The following is a 21,232-nucleotide window of genomic DNA, read 5'->3' on the forward strand; positions in this document are numbered from 1 at the left end:
TTATTAAAAACCAAGCTGAAGACCGAATGACACTGATGTGGCATGTGGATATGCCCAATTGGGGTTCTCAGGGTCAGAAACTGTAAATCCATCAGACTTGAGAGTGAAGATGTTCTGTCCAGATACATAGAAACGTGCGCTTGTCATATTGACTTTCTTAAGCAGACTCGACGGCATGTTATAACCAATCTGCAGTGAGCGCAACTTCAACCATGAACCATGCTCAACATAATATGTAGAGGCACGACCTTCGTCACCGGTATTGTTGGTGGTAAGAGCTGGGATAGTGGAAGAGGTGTTGTCCTGTGTCCATGCCTGAAGCATACGGTTACCCTTGTTGCTACCTGCATCGGTGATACTGTAGAAGTCGGTCTGGAACTTCTGGTTGTTGTAGATGTCAACACCGCAAACACCCTGGAAGAACATTGAGAGGTCGAAATCCTTGTAGTTGAGTGATACATTCAGACCCCAAGAGAAGTTTGGCACCGGATTGAAGATCCATGTCTGGTCGTCGGCATTGATACGTCCGTCACCATTGAGGTCGGCATACTTCAGACCTCCGACGCGTGCGTTCTCCTGACCGCATGCAAGCACCTCCTCACGGTTCTGATAGAGTCCGTCAACAACATATCCTACGATTGAGCCATAAGGCTTCTTTGCCTGAACGAGGTTCTCTGTGGTGGTATGTACGTAAGAACCGGTTGTTGTCTCGGGCAGATAAGTCACGCGGTTACGGAAGAAGTCGAGATTTCCGCTGATATTGTAACCTAGTCCGTAAGCTGTAGTGTGGCGATATCCGGCCGTGAACTCCATACCCCAGTTTTCAAGAGAAGGACCATTGCTCCATGATGCGCCGCCTTCACCGAGCGATGCGAGATAAGCAGGCTGGATAAGCATGTCCTCAACTTTCTTGAGATAGATATCGGCAGTACCGTAGAGCTCGTTGTTGAACAGGGCGAAGTCGATACCGGCGTTATACTGGATGGTGGTCTCCCACTTCAAGTTAGGATTCTCAGTCTGGATGGCGCGGAATCCTGAGGGGAAGATACCAGAGCCCTGAAGATAGAGGTCGTAGGCGGTAGAAGTGACGCGGTCGTTGCCATAGTCGGCAATATAAAGACCATAGCGGGCATTGTTGGATATGGCCTGGTTACCTGTTTCACCCCAAGAGAGACGAATCTTCAAGTCGTCGAGCCAGTCTTTCTTCAGGTTCTGCGAAAGACGATAACCAAGGGTTGCTGCGGGGAATGTACCATAGCGATTGTTGCGTCCGAAGCGGGAGCTACCGTCACGACGTATGGTGAACGATGCAAGGACAAGGTCTTTCCAGTTGTAGTCTGCCTTGCCGAAGAAAGACACGAGGTTGTAGCCACTGGCAATACCTGTTGCACGCTCAGTACCTGTAGCTGCGTCTGGCCACATATATTTATATGTCTCAAGGTCGAACATTTCGGCATAAGAAGAGAACTCGTCACGGCCCTGATGGTGCATCTCCATACCGAGGAGCACACCGAAATGATGGTCTTTCCACAATGTGAAGTTGTAGTTGGCGGTGTTTGACCATGTCCACTTCATATCGTTTGCCTCACTGAGAGTGGTGCTTGGAGTTGAGTTGTTCACCACATCTGAGTGGAAGGTGTAATTCACCGAGTGGATGAAGCCCTGGTCGTAGTCGATACCGAAGTTTGAGCGCAACACGAGTCCTTCGATTGGTTTGATGTCGATATAGGCATTTCCGAACACACGCCATACCTTCAGTCTGTTGTCGCGGTTGTGATAGAGTTCACGCAATGGGTTCTGACGGTCGCTCATACCACCCACAGGACCAGCGAATGTCTCGTTGTCTTCCTCATATACAGGCACTGTAGGCGACATCTTAAGTGCATTCTCCATTGGGAAGCTGTTCACCTGGTTCGTGTAGCTTATGGTAAGGTTCTCTCCGATGGTGACAAGCTTGTTGATATTATAGCTGGTGTTCACACGTCCAGAGAAGTTCTCGAAATCGGTATATTTCAAGATACCATTGTTCTTCTTGTAACCCAACGACATAAGGGCTGAATACTTGTCGGTAGCATTGGATATAGACAAGTCGTAGCTCTGTGAGAAACCAGTGCGTGAGATAGCGTCGAGCCAGTCGGTATCGCTGAAACGCATGGTCTTCTTGGAGTTGATAAATCCGTCATACAGACCATTCACGGTGTAGTTGTTATACTGACCGGTCTTAGGGTCGTATGCCTTGATACCGATACCTTGTGTGGCATTGAGGTTAAGACCATAGTTGCTTGCGTAAGCTACCGGGTCGAGACCATCGTTTAGTGCTGCCTGAGCCATTGCGGTTGCATACTCTGCCGAATTACACAAGTCCATTGTCGACTGCGATGTGTAGAACTGTGCAGTGAGGTTGGCAGAGAAGTCGATCTTCACCTTTTCGCCCTTCTTTCCCTTGCGCGTAGTAATGATGATAACACCGTTGGCGGCGCGCGAACCATAGATAGAAGCCGAGGCGGCATCCTTCAACACCTGCATGCTCTCGATGTCGTTCATGTTAAGAGAGTTGAGGGTGGCAGTTGTGGGCACACCGTCGATAACGAAGAGTGGGTCTTGAGAAGAGTTGAACGAGCCGATACCACGGATGCGCACGGTACCCGTTCCTGAAGGCGAGCCATCGGTGGTAACGGTCATACCAGCCACCTTTCCCTGCAACGCCCTCATGGGGTCGCTGTCGGAAGAAGTCTTGAGGTCCTTTGTCTGCACAACAGCCACCGAACCAGTCAGGTCAGCCTTGCGCTGTGTGGTGTAACCGGTCACCACCACCTCCTGAAGGCTCTGGGCATCTTCCTTGAGCACGATTTTCATCGTGGGCTCCGCGTTCAGCTCCTGAGTCATGAAGCCGATGTAGCTTACTACAATCTTGGCTCCGCTTGCAGTTGTCAACTTGAAGTTTCCGTCAAAATCGGTAACTGTACCGTTCGTCGTTCCCTTCTCCATAATTGAGGCACCGATGATAGTCTCGCCATTCGGGTCGACAACAGTTCCGCTAACCTCAATCTTCTGTGCGCACATAATGGTACTGACCATTGCCAATAGCGCACTTGCGATAAATTTTTGTAAATGCTTCATTTAGGATTTTAGTGAAAGTTTAAGAAAACTGCTGCAAAGATAAATGTGACGACTACAAATATAGCTAAAAAAACGTTCATCTGATGCAAATTTTGTTTCTATGTATCAAATTTTATAGGAAACGAACGAAATTTATCAAAGGGCGGAGGTCAAAGGGCGGAGGTCAAAGGGCGGAGGTCAAAGGGCGGAGGTCGGAGGACTAAGGTTTGAGGGATTTGATGGATTGTCATATTATGCAACATTACCGTTAAGCATTGAGACATATTTCGTTTTTAACTTTCATAGTGCTGCAAATCAAAAAATATATAACACCCCAGCAGACATGGCAAAAATAGTAATAAAAACAGGGAAGCCCACTCCTTTTGGTGGAATAATTTCGATTATGGAACAATTTGACTCAAATCACTCATCCGTCATAGATTCTACCCTTAGTATTATTGTGAGCTGTATGGTTATATTGTTTTTGTGTTTTTTTATAAGGGTGGCCGCGGATTTAAGAATTAGTTTTCGTATGTCAGGCAGTGATGCTTTGTTACGCTGCAGTCCAGGAGCAAAAACAAGCCGATGTGACAGATTACATGGATTTTGGGTTTAGATAACCAACAACCACCTATGACGGGGCAAAGGGCATTGCGACGGACTGGTGGTGAACGCAAAACTTTGCAACCGCCAACGCAAAGCTTTGCAACTGCCAACGCAAAGCTTTGCAAACGCCAACGCAAAGCTTTGCATCTGCTCCTGCAAACGTTTGCTTTGAAAGTGGCCTTCATTTTGAATCCTTTCCCATGTTTTTCTACAGAGCCGTAACAAACGGCGACTGTCCGAAGGATAAGGCTAGAAAACTATAAACAGCCGGACGCTACCACTGTTGCGACCGGCTGTTGGTTAGCCAATTGTTTCTATACAATTGAAGTGTTACCCTAAGTAACAATCTGAGTTACCTATAAGCAATAGTCTGGTGTTATCCTTTTCATTTTCATGATTGTGTTTAATCCAATACAACAAACTGCTGTTAATCCCAGAAGCTATAGTAATATCTGAAGTATCTCTTGAAGAGTATGCTGTTCTCTGGATTGCTTTCGTCCACGAGCTGGAATTCGGATGGTGACATTGACGTGCCGCTCGTTGGCACAATCTTGTATGTACGCCATTCGTCGGTTGTGGCTATGGCGTCGATGACATACTTGAAGCCAAGGTCATAGATGGTGTAGCCAAGTCCAGAATGTTCTGTGCCTGTATATTTCAGCGCTATTCTGTCCATTCCCATTTTCTTTATCTCGAACGGGAAGTGTATTTCACCGTTGCCGTACCACATATTGACCGTAAGGACAGTTTTTCCTTTGCCGTCGGGGTTGAATGTGATGCTGTACAGGTTTGTCGGCTTGTATTTACTGTTGTTCAGGGCCGTCCTCATTTTGTCCCACTCGCCCTGTGTGTATGTACCGAGACAGCTGTAGCCGAAGAAACGGTCGTCGTAGCTGTCGGCGTCATCGACGAAGTAGTCGGCATAGGGTCTCGGTATGATGCGGGCACCTGTAAGGTGGTCTACATATCCGTCTTTCTCCTCCGTCAGCTTCATCTCTTTTATTATATGTCCTTTGTACTCTATGTTCTCGAGCAGGTAGATGCCGTCGACGAGGTTTCCGTACGAATAGAGATGTTCCACCTTTGGCCCGTCTTCCTTGTCGGGATAGATAAGCATGAAGTTCTGGTAGCCGCTGAGGAACCGTGCCTGCACGGTATCGCCGGCACATACGAAGGCACAGTCGTAGGGCGAATACGTAGCCGTAATCTCGTCGCTGAGCCTCTGGTATTCATCGCCAGGCATTTTCATCTTTATCATCATGAACGGCAGCTGCTTGGTCTTTCCGCGTCCGAAGATGGTATCTTCGTTTTCAGAGTATCGGTCGAGACAGAACTCGAAGTCGGCCTGCAGGTCCTGTGCGAAATACTGCGACTGGTCGGCATAGTAGTGGAAGAATCCGTTGTAGGTATCGAACGAGAGTACTATGCCGTTGTCCATCTTGAACGAGTAAGTGCTCTGTATGCTGTCGAGTGTCGACACGTTGGGTATGCGTCGTGTAGACAGCGAGTTGTAGAAGGTGCAGTAGTCCTGGTCGAATCTTACCGCATACGTATACACACCCGGATGTCTGCCGTAGGTAGGATTGTCGGTATAGAGAGCCCAGCCATATTCATTGTTGTTGAACACCCTCCGGTAGTCTGCCATCCAGTTGTCCTGACGTGTTGCAGGGTCAATGTCAAACACGTCGTCCTCCATCATCTGGCACGATGTAAGCATAGATGCCGCCATTGTTCCCCATGCCAATATATTGAATATCTTTTTCATAAGTGTTTTCTGTTTACGATAGTTTACATACTGATATCATCGAAGTTCACCTCTTTCACCTTTGCCTCGCGTTCCTGAACGGCATCGCGCAGCGCGTCGATGTCAAGGTTCCAGTTCTTGGAGAAATACTCCTTCACCAAGCGCAGCTTGGCCGTAATCTTTCCGCTGCCGCTGTTGCCTGCCCGGTCTGTCAAGGCCTGGAATTCGTCCTTGGTGCTGCACACATACGTCGAGAATGTCTCGGCAAAGTCTTCGTCGGCGCTGTAGGCCGCGTAGGCCGTCACGAAGCCAAGCGCCTGTATCTGCGGGTCGTCGGGGCTTGCAAACTCAGAGGTGTACATACCACCGAGATAGTTGTTGCCGGTAATCTGGTTGAACTCCGTAGAATAGGCGACTTTCTGATGGAAGGTGTGCCCGAACTCATGGATTATGGTATGGAAGAAAATCTTGTTCAGCTCCGTACGGTCGCGTATCACGCTGTCCTTAGGCACCCAGTTCTCGTATACCACGTCGCCCAGGTGGTTGACGTACCAGAGGTTAATCTTGTAGCCACCTTCCGACGAGCCGAGCGTCATGGAGCTGTTGGTGTTCCATCCCGGGTTGCCTACGAGGTGTACGAGTTTCGGGAAGTTGTCGTGGATAAATTTCTTGCTTCCTGTCACCTCGTCGAAAGAGTCGAAACAAATATATTTCAGCAGGGTTGCCATGCGCACCGCATTCTTGTATGTAGGAGGCACGAGTATGTAGTTCATGCTTGTCTCGTTGTCCTCCCAGCGGTAGCGCAGTTCTATGTTGTATGGCTTCACGTAGTTTTCGTAGAGCCACTTGTCGAGGTCGTTCTGTGGAGTCTGCGTGTCCTTTATCACGCTGATGCCGTAGTCTACGTCTGGCTCGTCAGAGCATGACTGCATGGTAAAGGCAACAGCAGCCAGAACCATCAACCGTAGAATATTCTTTATGTTTGTCATATTATGTTCTCCTTGTCTTTACTTGGTTAGGTATAGTATGCGGTCTGCCATGCTTGCCGACCATGTATTTAGCTCTGCCTTCTCTTCGTCGGCAGTAGGACGTGCGTTAGGCACGAGTCCTGCTCCCTGCACCTCGAACGGCAACTGTATGGCCTGTCGCGGGTCACGGTACTCCATGCTGTCTGTAAGAGCAAGCATGTTCATTGATGTGTTAATCTCACGACGGTATATCTTTATGCCGTAGCGCTTGATGTCGAACCACCGCATGCCTTCGTGCAGGAACTCCAGACGGCGAAGCAAGAGCACACACTGGATGATGTTCTCCTTGTCGCTGCCTTCCTCAAGAGTCACCCAGTCGGGGTTGAGGTGTTTGCGAGGCAGAGGTCTTTCAGGACGGTAGTAGTCATACTTGGCAACCCACTTGCGTATGGAAGCCATCGTTATCTCGTTTTCTATCTGCTGCTCGTCATAGATGTAGTTCCAGTTTTCGTCGTACTTATAGGTATTGTACTTCACCTTATCGGAGACGAAGTTCTTTGTCCACATGGTCATGTCTGCAAGAGCCTCGTCGTATTTTCCCAACAGTGCATAGGCTTCGGCACGGTTGAGCAACGCCTCTTCCGCCTTGAGGGCTACGACCACTGTACGATAGTAGCCTGTGTTGTTGGTGGTGCCATACTGCTCATAGTACACAGGCTGCTTGGGCAGACAGAAGAGGTTCTTTGACTGACTGTAGAACCAGTAGAAGCGGAACATCTGCTGTGACTCCCTTGCCGTGGCGTTGTCTGGTTCCCAAGGTGTGGCGAAGAACTGTTCGGCCTGTCCGATGTAGCTGTTGTTGTTGAACCTTGAGCCCATGATGGTATATCCGCTGAAATAGAACTGGTCGGTAGAATATACCGGCAACAGAAGGAAGTTGGCCTTTTCCTTTGCCGAGGCATACTGCATGGAGCGTGGCTGCATGTTGTCGGTAGGCATATCCTTCATTGCGTCGTAGTCGCGCATTACTTCCTGCGGGTTGCTGCCAAGAGCCTTGGTGGCATATTCTATGACCTTTTCAGGCTTCTGGTAGAAGAGGTAGAAGCGTGAGGCGAATGTGTAGGCGGCCTTGGAGTTGAAGTGATAGCGTGGCACGGAATAGATGGCGTCGCTCATAAGCGACATGCCTTCGAGGAGGTCTTTCTCTATCATCTCGTAGTCGTGGGCAACGGTGCCTCGGTCGTACTTCGGGTCGAGTGTTGTCTCTGGCTCGGTAGTGTATGGAATACCGGGGTCTGTGTTGCTGAACTGCTTAGAGTAGTTCATGCAGAAGATGTTGGTCAGGACGAAGTGTGCGTATGCACGGCAAAGCAGAGCCTCGCCCTTCAGCGCCTTCAGTTTCTCGGTGGTGGCACCGCCCATCTTCTCTATGGCAGCCAAGGCGTGGTTGGCGGATGCTATGGCAGAATAGTAGTCCTGCCATATCATGGCCGTGTTCTCATTATCGCTTTCCGTAACAGGCTGCCAGCGGTAGCACTGTTCTGAGAAGCGGTCATAATTGCCGTTGAGATCGCCATTGATATCGTCGGCATTGTCGGAGGCAAGCTCGGTCACTCTTACAAATGATGCCTGTGGGTAGGCTGTAGCGAGCATGGCCTGCACCTTCTCTTCGTTGTCTACATTGATACGGCTGTCGGGCGTAGCATCCAGAAAGTCGTTGCAAGCCGTGAGCGACATAGCAAGCACGGAGCAGGCACAAAGATGTTTATATAGTGTTTTCATTGTTGTTCTGTTTATGTTCGAATATTGTTAGAAACCTAATCTGACGGTAAACGTATATTGCTTGGGCATGGGTGATGCCACACCGCCAGTGTTGAAGAATTCGGGGTCCATGCCGTTGAGTTTCTTGTCGGCATAGATGAGGAAGAGGTTTGTTGCCTGCAGCTTCAGGTTTACCGAGTTGATGCCGAGTGGCATGAGCCACTTCTTTGGCAAGGTATAGTCGAGAGATATCTCCTTCATGCGTACGAAGTCGCCCTTGGCAATGCGCTCACTGCTATAGTTATATGCGTTGTAGGCAATGGAGAGGTTGGGGTTCAGGAAGTTCTGGCGTACTGACGGTATCACCGGTACCGATGTGCGATTTTCCTCACCTGCCGACGACCAACGGTTGTTGAACTCGCGAGGTGTCGCCACAAGGTCGTTGTAGGTGTTGGAGAAGACAGGGTCAAGACGCACTACGTTGCCGAATGAGTATACGATGAAGACACTCAGGCGCAGACCTTTGTACTTGAAGGTGTTTTCAAGCGAGCCGTAGTCGGTAGGGTCTGAAGAGCCCTCGTACTTCAGCCAGCTGAGGTCAGCATACTCCTGGAAGTTGATGCCGTCGATGGTTGTCTTGCCTTCGGCGACGTTGAATGTTGGTATACCTTCACCATTTAGCTTGTTGAAAGGAATGGAGAAGATGGAGCGTACAGGATAGCCTTCGAGTGCAAAGCCATTGCCATGCACAAGGTCGATGATGCGCGAGGTGTTCTTCAGGTTCTTCACCTTATTATATTGGTGGGAGTAGAGGAACGTGGTGTTCCACTCGAAATCCTTGAGTTTGATGTTCTTGGTGGAAAGAGAGAGTTCAAAGCCACCAGACTTCATGTCGGCAATGTTACCAAACTTGTCGAGCTCGCCACCAACGCCCTGTACGGTGATGGCACCTATGAGATCGTAGTTATTACGGCGATACCAGCTCACTTCCATGTTGATGCGGTTGTTCAGGAAGCCCATGTCGGCAGTAAGGCTCAGCTCGTGCTTCTTCTCGTAGGTAAGTTCCGAGTTGCCAAGTTCGGTTATGCCGAGTGCTGTCTCCTGGTCAGCTCCGTCTGGACGCCATGTCACGAGACTGTTGATGATGGCACTTGAGTTGCTGATGTTATACGGTCCGCGGTCGGCAGTGAGCGAATAGGAACCTTTCAGTGTAAAGTGCGACATCCATGGCTTCAGGCTGTCGAACCATTTCTCCTCGTGAGCGTTCCATGCACCCGACACGTTCCATGTAGGCAGCCAGCGGCTCGTGCGGTCCTTGCCAAGGGTATTGGTTCCTTCATAGCGCAGCGTACCGTTCACGATGTAACGCCCCTTATAAGAATAGGTGGCATTGCCGAAAAAGGCAGCCGTTCTTTCCATAGCCTTGCTGACGGTGAAGTAGTCACCGCCTTCCTGCTTCAGCTTGTCAAATACCGTCGGGTCGTAGTTGGCAATGTTGCCAAAGCCGTAGATGCGTCCATAGGTGCGCACCCAGGTCTTGTCACGTTTCAGCTCATTGCTTTCCAGTCCGGCAAAGAGGTTCATGATGTGTGTGTCGGCAAAAATCTTGTTGTAGGCGGCAGTGGCACGGAAGTCCCATGATGTCATGCGATAGTCGCTACGCTGGTAGATACCACCGTATGGCAACACTGAGACTGGCACTGCATAAGGATTGGTAGGGTCGGTCCAGAGATAAGGGTTGGTATCTCTGATAAGTGTGTTATCCATGGCTCTGTATGCGTTTGCCTCATTTGAGTCTTCGGTCACATTGTGTTCCGAGGCAAACGAGGAACGCTTTACAGCACCTACTGCATTGAGCTCGAGACCTTCGATAGGATTATAGGTTACCTGTCCCTGCATCTTGAACTCGTGTGTGTTAAGGTCAATATAATTGTTGGCAAGTTCGTTGAAGATGTTGAAGGCGGCATAGTTGCGTGTGTAGGACTCTGTCGGGTCGAGCACGCGTGAGGTGTTGAGTGCGAAGGAGTAAGGGTTGATGTCGAAGTCGCGTGTCACTTCTCCGCTTACGATGTTCATTTCCGAATTGTTGGTGCCAGGTGCCTTCTGCGCTCTAGACGAGGCGTTGGCTATGAGCTGTACCTTGAGCTTCTGCGAGAAATTGAATGTCGAGTTGAGGTTTGCGGTATATCTCTTCACCCTGCTCTGCTTGTACCATCCCGGATCGTCCATAAGGCTTATGGAGGCATAGTGCTGGCTCTTTTCCGTTCCTGTGGAGATGCTTACCGAATGGTTCTGCATGATGCTGTTGCTGAAGAGCAGGTCAAACCAGTCGGTGTTTCTGTATTCCTGTTGTCTGAGCCATGCGTTACGTCCTGCATCGGTATTCTCAACCTCGCCCGAAGCGACAAGCTTTGCAAGCGTGCCGTATACACCGCTCTTGGATGCGTTGACCACATCGGCAGGGTTAAGATAGCCTTTCTTCTGCAGTTCCTGATAAACGGACATCTGCTCCTGCGAGTTCATGATATTGAAGTTGTCATAGCTGGGCTTCAGACGCATGGTAAACTCGCCTGTGTAGTTTATGTTGGTCTTTCCAGTGTGGCCTTTCTTGGTGTTGATGACGATAACGCCCGCCATGGCACGTGCACCATATATAGATGTCGCGGAGCCGTCACGAAGTATCTGGAAACTCTCTATATCGTCGGCATTGAGTCCGGCTATGGCTGACGAAAGGAGTGTCTCGGCATTACCCGACGACAGCTCGTCGGTGTTTACCTCTATCACATTGTCTTGAACCACACCGTCTACTATCCACAGCGGCTGGCTGTTGCCATAAATAGAGGTTGCGCCGCGTACCTGAATGCGTGGGGCGGTACCGAATGTACCCGTCACGTTCTGTACGGACACACCTGCAGCACGTCCTTCGAGCGAGCGGCTAATGTCGGGTACACCGTCGAGCTTTGCGTCCTGTGCGTCTATCCATGTTGTGGAACCGGTGAACAGTCGTTTGTCCATCTTCTGTATACCTGTCACGACAACGTCACTAATGGTGTTGATGTCGCTTTCGAGAATGATGCTCACTGGCTTGCTTCCAGCCTTGCGCTTGTAGGGCTTCATACCGATATATGAATATTCGAGCACGTCGGTGGGGCTTACGTCTTGCAGCTCGTAGCAACCGTTTATGTCGGTAACGGTGGCATTATGTGTTCCGACAACTTTAACCGATGCTCCTATGAGCGGTTCGCCGTTGGTATCCATAAGCTTACCCTTGGCAACATTGGCATCATGAGTTAACTGGACGGCCTCTCCCTTCTTTACCTGAATAAACTTTCCCTTAACATTCATCTGGAAAGGCAGACCTCCAAGGAGCTGCATAACGGCCTCGGGGGCTTCCTTATCCTTAATGTCAGCTGTTACCCTGTAGTTGCTAACATCACTGTAACTGTAGTGAATCTTGAAATAGCCCGACTGCTGTTCCACCCTGTTAAGGGCTGTAGGCAACGGAATGTTGTTGCAGCGCAACGAAATCTTTTTTCCTTGCGCCAAGACGTCTGTCACCTGAAAGAAGAGAAACAGGCAAAGACAGAAAATCATCCTGTAGGTTTTGCGTTTGTCCATACGAAAGATTATTATTTGAATGAAAAATGTTTGTTGCGTCGGGGGTACGCTTTACACTATAGACACAACTTTTGCGGAATGGGTACCACTTTTCTATAAAAAATCTCAAATAATAATCGTTTTGTATAGATATACCAAATTATTACTGTCGTTTTAGTCAAAGAGATGTCATCAACGCTGGATGAAAAAAAGGCTGATGTCATCTTACTGTTATCTCTGCATCGGAAAGTTCTACTACGAAACCGTCCATCTCATTCAGCGCCTCAACAACCTCCTCTATGGTCTGCACACGCTCTGCTACGAAATGCAGGCGTATCTGCATGGCCGCCTCGTTCTCGAATACAACCGTCTTGTTGTACCATCGGCCCAGCTCTACCATAATGTTCAGCAATGGCTCATTATCAAAATACAGATAGCCTGCACGGCGCTGAATTACAGGATAGGTGTCGACGCTCGTAATATCGAAGCCGTTTGCACCCAACTGAGCCATCATGCCTGGCTGAAGCCTGTATTCACGGGAATCATCACTTTGCATGTTGACACTGCCCTCAACAAGTGTAACGCTGGCATCGTTCCGAGAATATGCCCTCATGAGGAAAGAGGTACCAAGAACCCTTGTCGAGAAGAAATCGTTGTCAACAATAAAAGGATGGCGGGCATCTTTGGCAACATCAAAATATGCCTCACCTGTCATTCGCACTCTACGCTCCTTTCCTGTAAACGACTGCGGAAACTCCAATGAGCTCTCGCCATTGAGCCAAACTGTTGTACCATCGGAAAGAGTGAGCTCGCATTCATGTCCGCGAGGGGTCTTTATCACTACTTTAGAATTATTATTGCCATGCAGTGAAGAACCCTTGCCAAAAGCCAAAACATTTTCCTCAACCACAAGAGGCTCGTCATCACCACGTTTCATCGTAACATTACTATCGTTATCAATAGCTGCAAGTACCTCTTTCCCTGAAGGATGAGTAATATTGGAATGATACGACATTACGAACATAACGGCTAAACAAGCGGCCACAGCTCCACACAGCCACCATACAGGAGTATAGCGGCGTGAGGATGACTTTCCATTGTCTATGAGCTGACTGAACTTCTGCCATTCCTCATCAATATTGGGACAGGGATTGTCGCGTCTCAAGAAAAACTCGAGGAGCAAGTCTTGCTCTGTATCATTAGGCAATGAGCTGTCAGGGACTGTCTCATTAACGTCAAAAGTACTGATTTCTTCCATTATTTTCAAAACACACTTTATATAATGACTATAAATGATACAAATCGGGCACTACTTTTTCTCTTTAATAATGTTAAAACAGTTTCTCAACACAGCCATGCTTTTAGTAATGTGCTTTTTAACTCCATCAGTGGTTATGCCAAGCTCGTCGGCCACTTGTCTATAGGTTTGATGCTGATAATAGCATCTCTCAAGCACATGCCTGCTTCGCGGTGACAAGTTGCTGACAGCCTTCTCCATGGCAGTAAGCCTTTGCTCGCGCAACAACCACTCTGAGTCGTTGTCATCGGCCATTAGTGCGACGAGTTGCTTGTCAATAGCGGTAGTGCTTGGCTGCGGTTTGGCAAGCTGCGAGAGGCACTTGTTTCTTACGCAGGCTCGCAGATAGTTTTCGAGTTTTGTACCATCAATATCGTCACGCCTGCACCATGCTGCCATGAAGGCTTCGCTAACCATATCCTTGGCAAGCTCTCCGTCCTGAAGGTACCGGAGAGCTACATGATATAAGGATGAATATTGCTGTCGGAAAACAATCTCGAACTGGCGTTTGTCCATTTACTGAATTACGAATTGTGAATTAGGGGGCTACAATCTTTGACCTTTGACCTTCGACTTAGTTATATCATTTTAGGGAGTGTTCTTATGGCCAGACTATCCCCCCTATAGAACACCCCCTAAACAGAATAAACTTCTATTCCTGGAACTGTCTTATTCTCTGCTCCTCGCTGAGCTTGCAGATGAGCAGTGTGCCGTCTTTCTCTGCTACGATGTATCCGTCGAGTCCCTGTACTACGACTTTTTTCTGTCCCGTGGCATGGATTATGCAGTTGTGGCTTTCTATCATTTTTATGTTTTGGCCTATGCATGCGTTGCCGTAGAGGTCGCGTGGTGTCTGCTCGTGCAGGGAGCCCCAGGTGCCGAGGTCGCTCCATCCGAAGTCGGCAGGGCAGACGAATATCTCCTCGGCCTTCTCCATGATGGCATAGTCTACGGAGATGTTCTCACATTCGGGGTACAGGCGGTCTACGGTTTCCTGCTCTTGCGGTGTGCCAAGGATGTCGAGCATACCCTCGAAGACCTTGCTGAGCGATGGCTGGTAGACACGGAAGGCGTTGACGATGGTCTCCACGTTCCAGAGGAAGATGCCCGCGTTCCAGAAGAAATTGCTCTCCTGGATGTACTTCTGCGCAGTCTCCAGGTTTGGCTTCTCGCGGAACCTGTCCACACGGAATATCTCCTTGTTGCGTGGCGAGCTGGTACTGAGGTCGGCCTGTATGTAGCCGTAGCCTGTCTCGGGGCGTGTGGGCTTCATACCAAGGGTGACTATGGCGTCGGTCTCGCCAGTGAACTTCAGGCACTGTGTTATCACTCTCCGGAATTCCTGCGGATTGGCCACAAGGTGATCGCTTGGCGTTACGACGATGTTGGCCTTTGGGTCTTTCTTCTTTATGCGCCAGCTGACGTAGGCTATGCATGGCGCGGTGTTGCGGCGGCAGGGTTCGAGCAGGATGTTCCCGACGGGTATCTCCGGGAGCTGCTGGTGGACAATGTCCGCATACTTGCGGTTGGTGACCACCCACACGTTCTCCGGGTCGCAGATACCCTCGAAACGGTCGTAGGTGAGCTGCATGAGTGAGCGGCCCACGCCGAGCACGTCAATAAACTGCTTGGGTTTCTCTTCTGTGCTCATAGGCCAGAAACGGCTGCCAACTCCGCCAGCCATTATCACAAGATGATTGGTTATCTTTGCCATTAGCTGAAATGTATTATAATTCATAAAATATCATACCTGTTTGCAAAGGTAGCATAAAAAATATGAATACCCGCAAAAAAAAGCGATGATTTTTTGCGGGTATATTGTTTTGACGTATAAATCTATTGTAGGCAGGGAGGCTGTTGCCCGTGGGCTATAGTCTTACTCTGAGGTCGGCCCCGAACCTTATGGGTTGTGACTTCTGTGCGAACCATCGTGTGGCGCCTGTAGCCTGGCTGCCCACGGCGAATGTGGCATGGCGCGAGTTGGTAAGATTGGTGCCCCAGATGTCGACAGTAACCCTGCCGAAGTCGAGGAGCAGGTGCGAGCCGAGCGTTGCGTATGCCTTCTGGCTTACGGTGTTGGCCTCGTCCCACCATGTGCGTCCTTGTCCTGACACGCTGGCGCCTACAGTAAGCGAGCGCAGGGGAGCTAAGGACAGAGGTATGAGCCAGTCGGCGGTACAGGCGAAGGTGTGCTGTGGCACGAAGGGTACGTGGCGGCCACGGTAGTCAACGGCCTTGACGCCGTCGGCAGTCTGCAGGCTGTCGGTGTAATGGCGGAAGGTGGCGTGGGTGAAGCCGTAGCTTGCCGAATACGTCAACCTGTCTGAGAGGGCGTGGCCGCGCAGCGACACCTCAAGGCCATAGCTCGTGGAACGTCCGGCATTCACCATCATGCGTCCGAAGCCGTAGGTGCCGGCCATCACGGAGAGCTGCTGGTTGCGTACCTGCATGAGGTAGGCGGCGGCGTCTATCCGGATGCGTCCAGAGGGGAGGTTGAGGTGTGTGCCCAACTCATAGTTCCAGCTTGTCTCAGACTCGTAGGATATGGTGCTGATGATGTTCTGGTAATCCTGTTCGGTGTGTTCTATGTCTATGCTCTGGCGGCTGTTGCTATGGCTGCTCAGCTCCGTCTGCAGTATGTCGGAGAACATCTGTATGTTGAAGCCCCCGGCACGGTAGCCTTTTGCTATGGTGGCATAGAGGTTGCTGTTGTTGCCGTCGATGGTATACGCAAGGGCGAGCTTCGGCAACAGCTGTCCCCAAGAGCGGTGGGCATTGTCGGAGAGCGACGAGGCGATGCGTATGGTCTCGGTGCGTCCCATTACGCTGACTGCGCAGTCCATAGCCGCACTGGTCTGATAGTCTATGTCCGTGCGGTTCCAGTCGTAGCGCAGGCCGAGAGTCGCAGTGAGGCGGCTGCTGAGCAGAAGCGTTGTCTCATGGAAGAGACCGAGATTGAGAGTGGGAGTGTCGAAGATCCCGGGGACATCATTCATGTCGGCATCGACACACACTCCCCCTGCCCGCTCTATGGCAGTGGCGGCAGCCTGCTGTGCGGCCTCGTAGGGCATACCCTGACCTACGAACCTCTGTGTGAAGGAGTTGAGCATGGCGGCATACATAGGCTTGCGGATGTTCTCGGAAAGGAAACGGTCCATGTCACTGTTGAAATATACCGGAGCATTGGTATGCAGCCATTGCTGACTGCCGAAAATGCCTGTTGTCCATCTCCACATCCCCCTGTCGTTGTTTTTCAACACCAGCTCCTGCGTTATCGCGTTCTGCCTCTGGCGTTCTGTCATAAGCATGAAGTCCTGCGGCATATAGTCGATGTCCATGGTCATGAAGTCGTAGAGATGCTGGTAGGAGGTGGTGGAGACGAGGCTCATGTCGCCGAGCTTGCAGCCAGCCTCGACGGCAGCGTTAAGTATGTTGCGGCGGTACTTGCCGTCGTGGTTTGTCGAGGGGTCGGACAGATGGCCGTTGGATGTGTTTAGCTCGCCGTACGGGAAAGCGTTCTGATGGGTATACTGGTAGTCGGCAAGGATGTTGACGTAGGAGTTTGCCGTGGGAGCAATGACCCACTTCATGCGTGCTCCAGCCTCCTGCGACTTGTCGGCATCGGTCCCCAGGGTGCTGTTGGTAAGGAAACCACCGTCGGCGGAATAGAACGCGCTTAGTGACATTCCGACCTTGTCGGAAAGACGATGGCGTGTAGTGACATCGACATCGGCGCTGGAATATGTCCCCGCCCCTACCCTAATCTCCGTCCCGGGGTCAGTGAGCGGATTGCGGGTATATATGCGCACAAGTCCTCCCTCGGTATTCAGCCCGTAGAGAGTGCCCTGTGGCCCGCGCATGACATAGATGCGGGCGATATCGTGGAAACGGGTGTTGAAAGCCGACTTTCCTATGAGCGGCATCCCGTCGGAATATATTCCGACAGCAGGGGAATTGACACGTGAGCCGATACCGCGCACATACATGGCCGAGGTGTAGCGTGAGCCGTATTTGGGCATGACAAAGTTGGGGACGAAAGTGGCCGCTCCACGCAGGTCGGTGACGTGGGCAGCATCCAGCTCAGCAGCAGAGAGCATGGTAGAGCTTATGGGCTGGCGGCGCAGCAGGAAGCGGTCTTTTGACTGCCTGACTACCGTCACCTCATCAATGTCGTAGACGCGTGACGAGTCAAGAGCTGTGGTCTGGGTTACGGCTTGCTCGGTTGACGGGGTGGCTGATGACGTAATGGTGGCCATAATGAAGGCCGTAAGGATGTGTATTCTCATGCTTTTGTATTTTTGGTGCAAAGGTATGATTTTACACCAGAGCGCACAATCCTCATTTGTTAGGATTTCCCCCTCTGAAGGGCCATTGTTCATTTTGTGTAGATGGTGAAGTCGCGCAATTTTGCCCAGGACTTATTTGTGGAGTAGGTGGTCTGGTATGCTCCCACGGAAATGATGGTCTCAGAGAGGGTTATGGGCGAGCCAGGCATGTTCTCCCACGTCTTTCCGTCAGGGCTTGTGCGTGCGTAGAGCTGGTTGCCACGACGCTCGAAGTGCATATAGCGGTCGAAGGAGTAGCCTTTGTAGTTGGGGTATTGCGGACGGCCAGCACTGCTGAGCATAGTGAGCATGTTGCCGCAGTTGTAGAGCGGGAAGGCTCCAAGCTGATAGTATGTACCACCGGCCTTTAAGAGCAGTCCACACTCGTTGAAGCCCTTGACGCTGTGGCCGGACAGTCCCTCCATGTCGTCGACGGTAACCATGGCTACGAAGTCGCCCTCTACATCCATGTATGCCTCGCCTCCATTTTCGAGAGGACTGTCGTTGAAAGCCTCCGTCTGTGCCGAGAGCACGAAAGGCTCTGTCTTCTCGAAACCAATCCTCATGTCTGGCGAAAGCACGAACTTGCTGTCAGGGTCTATTTCCTCGAAGTCATCATCACCCAGCGAGGGCATTGATGCTGCCTTTGTCGACTCATACATTCTTAATATATCCTCTTCCGAAACAGATGTTGGCGATATGGTGAGCGAGTGGATATAGCCGGAGAAATTGTTTGTCCCGGCACCGTCAGATCCTATTGTAACTTTTCCTTCCGGGCGGACCATTATGAAATTGTTTTTTGCGATGACAAGCTTGCCGTCGCAATAGACACGCTCCATCCATCCGTCGAAGGTAACAGTCCAGAACTGCCATCTGCCCACGCCCTCACGTATGGCATCAGGTGCTCCGCAGCTCTCGAAGGAGCCATTATGGTTGACAAGTCCCGCCGCAGGGTCGGTGCCAAGACGGAAGGCGGTGGTGCCCAGATCTGCCCTTGAGGACGAGAGGGAGGCTACTGTCGACACAGGCCCGGTCTTTGTTGACATCACCCATGCTGATATGGTATAGGGAGAATTATACCTGAAGGCGGCAGGCAGCGGCTTGTCACTCTCAAGATGCTGGGTGCCATTGAAGAACATCGCCCAGCGTCCATCCTTCACCCTCATGCGTATGGGCTTGTTGGCCTTGAAGCCAGGTATCGCGCTGATGTCAAACGGCTTGTCGGCATTACCGGCTATCTCGTCCGCATTAATGGAGATGGGCGAGGCGAGCCTCTCATCGGGCTGTACGTCCTTACGGTGCATGCCGGGATAGGCATCGTTGGTGCCAACATTTATTTCCGGCAACTGCGGAGCCTTGTTCCACACCTTGATGTTCCATACGGCAGGCATGTGCCCGTTCTTCTGGGTGTCGGTGATGGTCAGCCTGACGTACCTTGCCTTGCAGCTGTGGCTGTCGACCATCGGCGAGCCTTGCATGACGTTGCCTGTACGGTCGGCAAACAGGCTCCATGTCTTTCCGTCTTCGGATGTCTCGATGAGATACTGATAGAAGAAGGTGGGATATTCAAACTGCGTCCATATCTCGCTTATCTTCCGCACCTTCCCCAAGTCTATCTGCAGCCACTCGTCACCGCGCTTTCCCGACGGTGTGTCCCAGTTTGTATGTCGGGCTTTCCACAACGTGGCGTTGTTGTCATCAACGGCATATTCCGGCTTAAACCACTCATCGTAATAGGACGATGCCGTAACCTTTGCGCCAAAAGCAAGATTTTTTTGTCGAGAAGGCTTGAGGAAGTCCACACCAATTCCGTTGTGCGTAGGCACGACTGGGAGTATATTGCCAGCGGCGTCGAAAGAAAGGCGGTCGACACACACCTGACGGTTGAAGCCATGAACGGACTTGGGATTGTTATGGCGGTGATAAACGATATAGTAGTTGTCACCTATATTAAGTATGGAATGATGGCCGGGGCCATTGACAGTCTCGTTCTCGTTGGTGGTTAGTATCTCTCCACGATAGGTGAAGGGCCCCATAGGACCTTCGGTAGAAGTGGCATACTGCACGCGGTAGGTGTCGGTATGGCAGCTGCCGGAGGAATAGGTGAGATAGTATATGCCGTTGCGCTTGAATACGAACGGTGCCTCGAAGACATCCTTCAGCTCGGTATTGGGAATAAGGCGTTTCTCACAGAAGAAGGAGTCTGCCGCTATCGGGAACGGCCTGTCCTCGTGCCACCGGCGGGCATCCCTTTTTATGCTGGCAGGCAAGGCGTTGACATCAAACTCTCCATCCTTGAGCTTCGCCACTCCACAGCCGAAGCCGTCGAAAATACCCCAGGTGGTAAAATAAAGGTACTGGCTCTTGTCGTCATCCTCGAAAAGCATAGGGTCGAGGGTGATGACATTATGTATGTATCTGTCGGGTACCATCACGGCATCGTCCTTGCCAAGTATGTTCTGCCACGGTCCTACTGGCGAGTCGCTCTCTCCGATATTGATATTGCACGGCTCGCAATAGTAATAGCGGTATTTGCCGTTTGGCTGCCTCACTACGTCGGGTGCCCACACCACCTCTGTTGTAGGCCAGTTCATGACGTAGTTCCTCCAATTGACAAAATCCTTGCTCACCCACACCTGGGCAGGTCCGTAGCCGTTGCCCGTGCCGTCGGTTGTGGCATATATATAATATGTGGCGCCGAACTTCCTTATCGTGGGGTCAGCGAAATAGCCGGGAATAATGGGGTTGAGGTTTGCGGCAGCATTCCATTCCGTGCCTGTGACAGGTGAATGGCGGTATTCCTCTCTCGTTGGGTTCTGAGCTGTGGCAGAGGCAGCAGTAATGGTCAGTAGTGTAGCGAGTGTAAGAGCTTTCATAATAAAATATGGTATAGTGAGTTACCTTGTCTGCTTAAACGTTTATTATAAGGCCTTCATGGGCCAGAATGGTGTCAGGGAAGATTGTCTTTGCCTCATCGAGCAACAGGCTCTCGTCGTCATAGCGTGCGCTGAAATGTCCAAGGACGAGCCTTTTCACCTGTGCGTCCCTTGCCACCTGCGCCGCCTGTGCTGCCGTGCTGTGATAATATATACGCGCACGCTCTACTGACGAGGCATCGTAGGTGCTCTCATGATATAGCAAGTCGACACCAGAGAGCATGGTGTGCAGCTGAGGCATATAGCAGGTGTCGCTGCAATAGGCATAGCTGCGGGCAGGGTCGGCAGGCAAGGTGAGACGGTCGTTGGCTATCTCCTCGCCATCAGCGGTCACCCATGTGGCTCCAGCACGGATATTGTTAAGCTGAGAGAGAGGGATGCCGTAGAAATCGATCATGTCACGACGGATGTGACTGTTGCCCTGCTTCTCACGGAAGAGATAACCGCAACAGGGCACACGATGGTTCAATGGGATGGTCTCCACGGTGAGGCTACGGTCCTCGTAGACAATAGCCTTTTGGGTGGTGTCAACGGGATGAAAGACTACGTCATAGCCCAATCCCGCACAAAACATCTGCATCAGGGAATTGAGCACTGGCTCAAAGTCGGCAGGGGCATAGACATGGAAGGGAGCCGTGCGGCCAAGCATTCCGAACGTGGAGATAAGCCCCATGATGCCGAAGCAATGGTCGCCATGCAGATGGGATATGAACAGCGCGCTTACCTTGGTGAAGCGGATGCGTGAGGCGCGCAACTGCATCTGGGCACCCTCGCCGCAGTCTATCATGAACACCTTGTCCCTCAGCTCCACCACTTGCGATGAGGGATAATGCTTGGCGGTGGGCATTGCGCTGCCACAACCGAGGATATGTACTTTGAAAGGTTCCATGGAAGGTTAG

Annotated in this window: 11 protein-coding genes and 1 pseudogene; 1 reads left to right on the forward strand and 11 read right to left on the reverse strand. The window is 50.9% G+C overall.

Going from position 1 to position 21,232, the window contains the following annotated elements:
- Positions 1–3 precede the first annotated feature (3 nt).
- A complete protein-coding gene (locus tag CIL02_RS02420) occupies positions 4–3,120 on the reverse strand; it encodes a TonB-dependent receptor (protein WP_094398890.1) in 3,117 nt (1,038 codons plus the stop codon).
- Positions 3,121–3,442: 322 nt separating this feature from the next.
- Between CIL02_RS02420 and CIL02_RS16920 the strand changes: the two are divergent.
- Positions 3,443–3,576: pseudogene (locus tag CIL02_RS16920) on the forward strand (IS1380 family transposase); the annotation flags it as partial.
- 556 nt (positions 3,577–4,132) lie between these two features.
- Here the strand turns inward: CIL02_RS16920 and CIL02_RS02430 are convergent.
- From CIL02_RS02430 to CIL02_RS02475, 10 genes are all read right to left on the reverse strand, one after another.
- Positions 4,133–5,470, reverse strand: a complete 1,338-nt coding sequence (locus CIL02_RS02430; RefSeq protein ID WP_094398892.1) for a DUF4302 domain-containing protein — start codon at positions 5,468–5,470, stop codon at positions 4,133–4,135.
- A gap of 23 nt (positions 5,471–5,493) precedes the next feature.
- Entirely contained in the window at positions 5,494–6,438 is a 945-nt protein-coding gene (locus tag CIL02_RS02435) for a putative zinc-binding metallopeptidase (RefSeq protein WP_094398893.1), read from the reverse strand.
- Positions 6,439–6,456: 18 nt separating this feature from the next.
- A complete protein-coding gene (locus tag CIL02_RS02440) occupies positions 6,457–8,199 on the reverse strand; it encodes a RagB/SusD family nutrient uptake outer membrane protein (RefSeq protein WP_094398894.1) in 1,743 nt (580 codons plus the stop codon).
- 27 nt (positions 8,200–8,226) lie between these two features.
- Positions 8,227–11,796 (reverse strand): SusC/RagA family TonB-linked outer membrane protein, encoded by a 3,570-nt coding sequence (locus CIL02_RS02445; protein WP_094398895.1) that lies wholly within the window; start codon positions 11,794–11,796, stop codon positions 8,227–8,229.
- 199 nt (positions 11,797–11,995) lie between these two features.
- Positions 11,996–13,033: a FecR family protein gene (locus CIL02_RS02450; protein WP_094398896.1), complete on the reverse strand. Its 1,038-nt coding sequence runs from the start codon at positions 13,031–13,033 to the stop codon at positions 11,996–11,998.
- Positions 13,034–13,084: 51 nt separating this feature from the next.
- Positions 13,085–13,588, reverse strand: a complete 504-nt coding sequence (locus CIL02_RS02455; protein ID WP_094398897.1) for an RNA polymerase sigma factor — start codon at positions 13,586–13,588, stop codon at positions 13,085–13,087.
- A gap of 136 nt (positions 13,589–13,724) precedes the next feature.
- Positions 13,725–14,786 carry a mannose-1-phosphate guanylyltransferase gene (locus CIL02_RS02460; RefSeq protein WP_094398965.1) on the reverse strand — a complete coding sequence of 354 codons (1,062 nt, stop codon included), beginning with the start codon at positions 14,784–14,786 and terminating at the stop codon, positions 13,725–13,727.
- Positions 14,787–14,940: 154 nt separating this feature from the next.
- The gene (locus tag CIL02_RS02465) at positions 14,941–17,358 is read right to left on the reverse strand and encodes a TonB-dependent receptor (protein ID WP_240513501.1); all 2,418 of its coding nucleotides are present in this window, start codon (positions 17,356–17,358) and stop codon (positions 14,941–14,943) included.
- A gap of 89 nt (positions 17,359–17,447) precedes the next feature.
- Entirely contained in the window at positions 17,448–20,273 is a 2,826-nt protein-coding gene (locus CIL02_RS02470) for a family 43 glycosylhydrolase (protein WP_094398898.1), read from the reverse strand.
- Between the two features lie 34 nt (positions 20,274–20,307).
- Positions 20,308–21,222, reverse strand: a complete 915-nt coding sequence (locus tag CIL02_RS02475; protein WP_094398899.1) for a ribonuclease Z — start codon at positions 21,220–21,222, stop codon at positions 20,308–20,310.
- Between the last annotated feature and the right edge of the window lie 10 nt (positions 21,223–21,232).

The organism is Prevotella sp. P3-122 (assembly GCF_002251365.1).
Lineage (GTDB): Bacteria > Bacteroidota > Bacteroidia > Bacteroidales > Bacteroidaceae > Prevotella.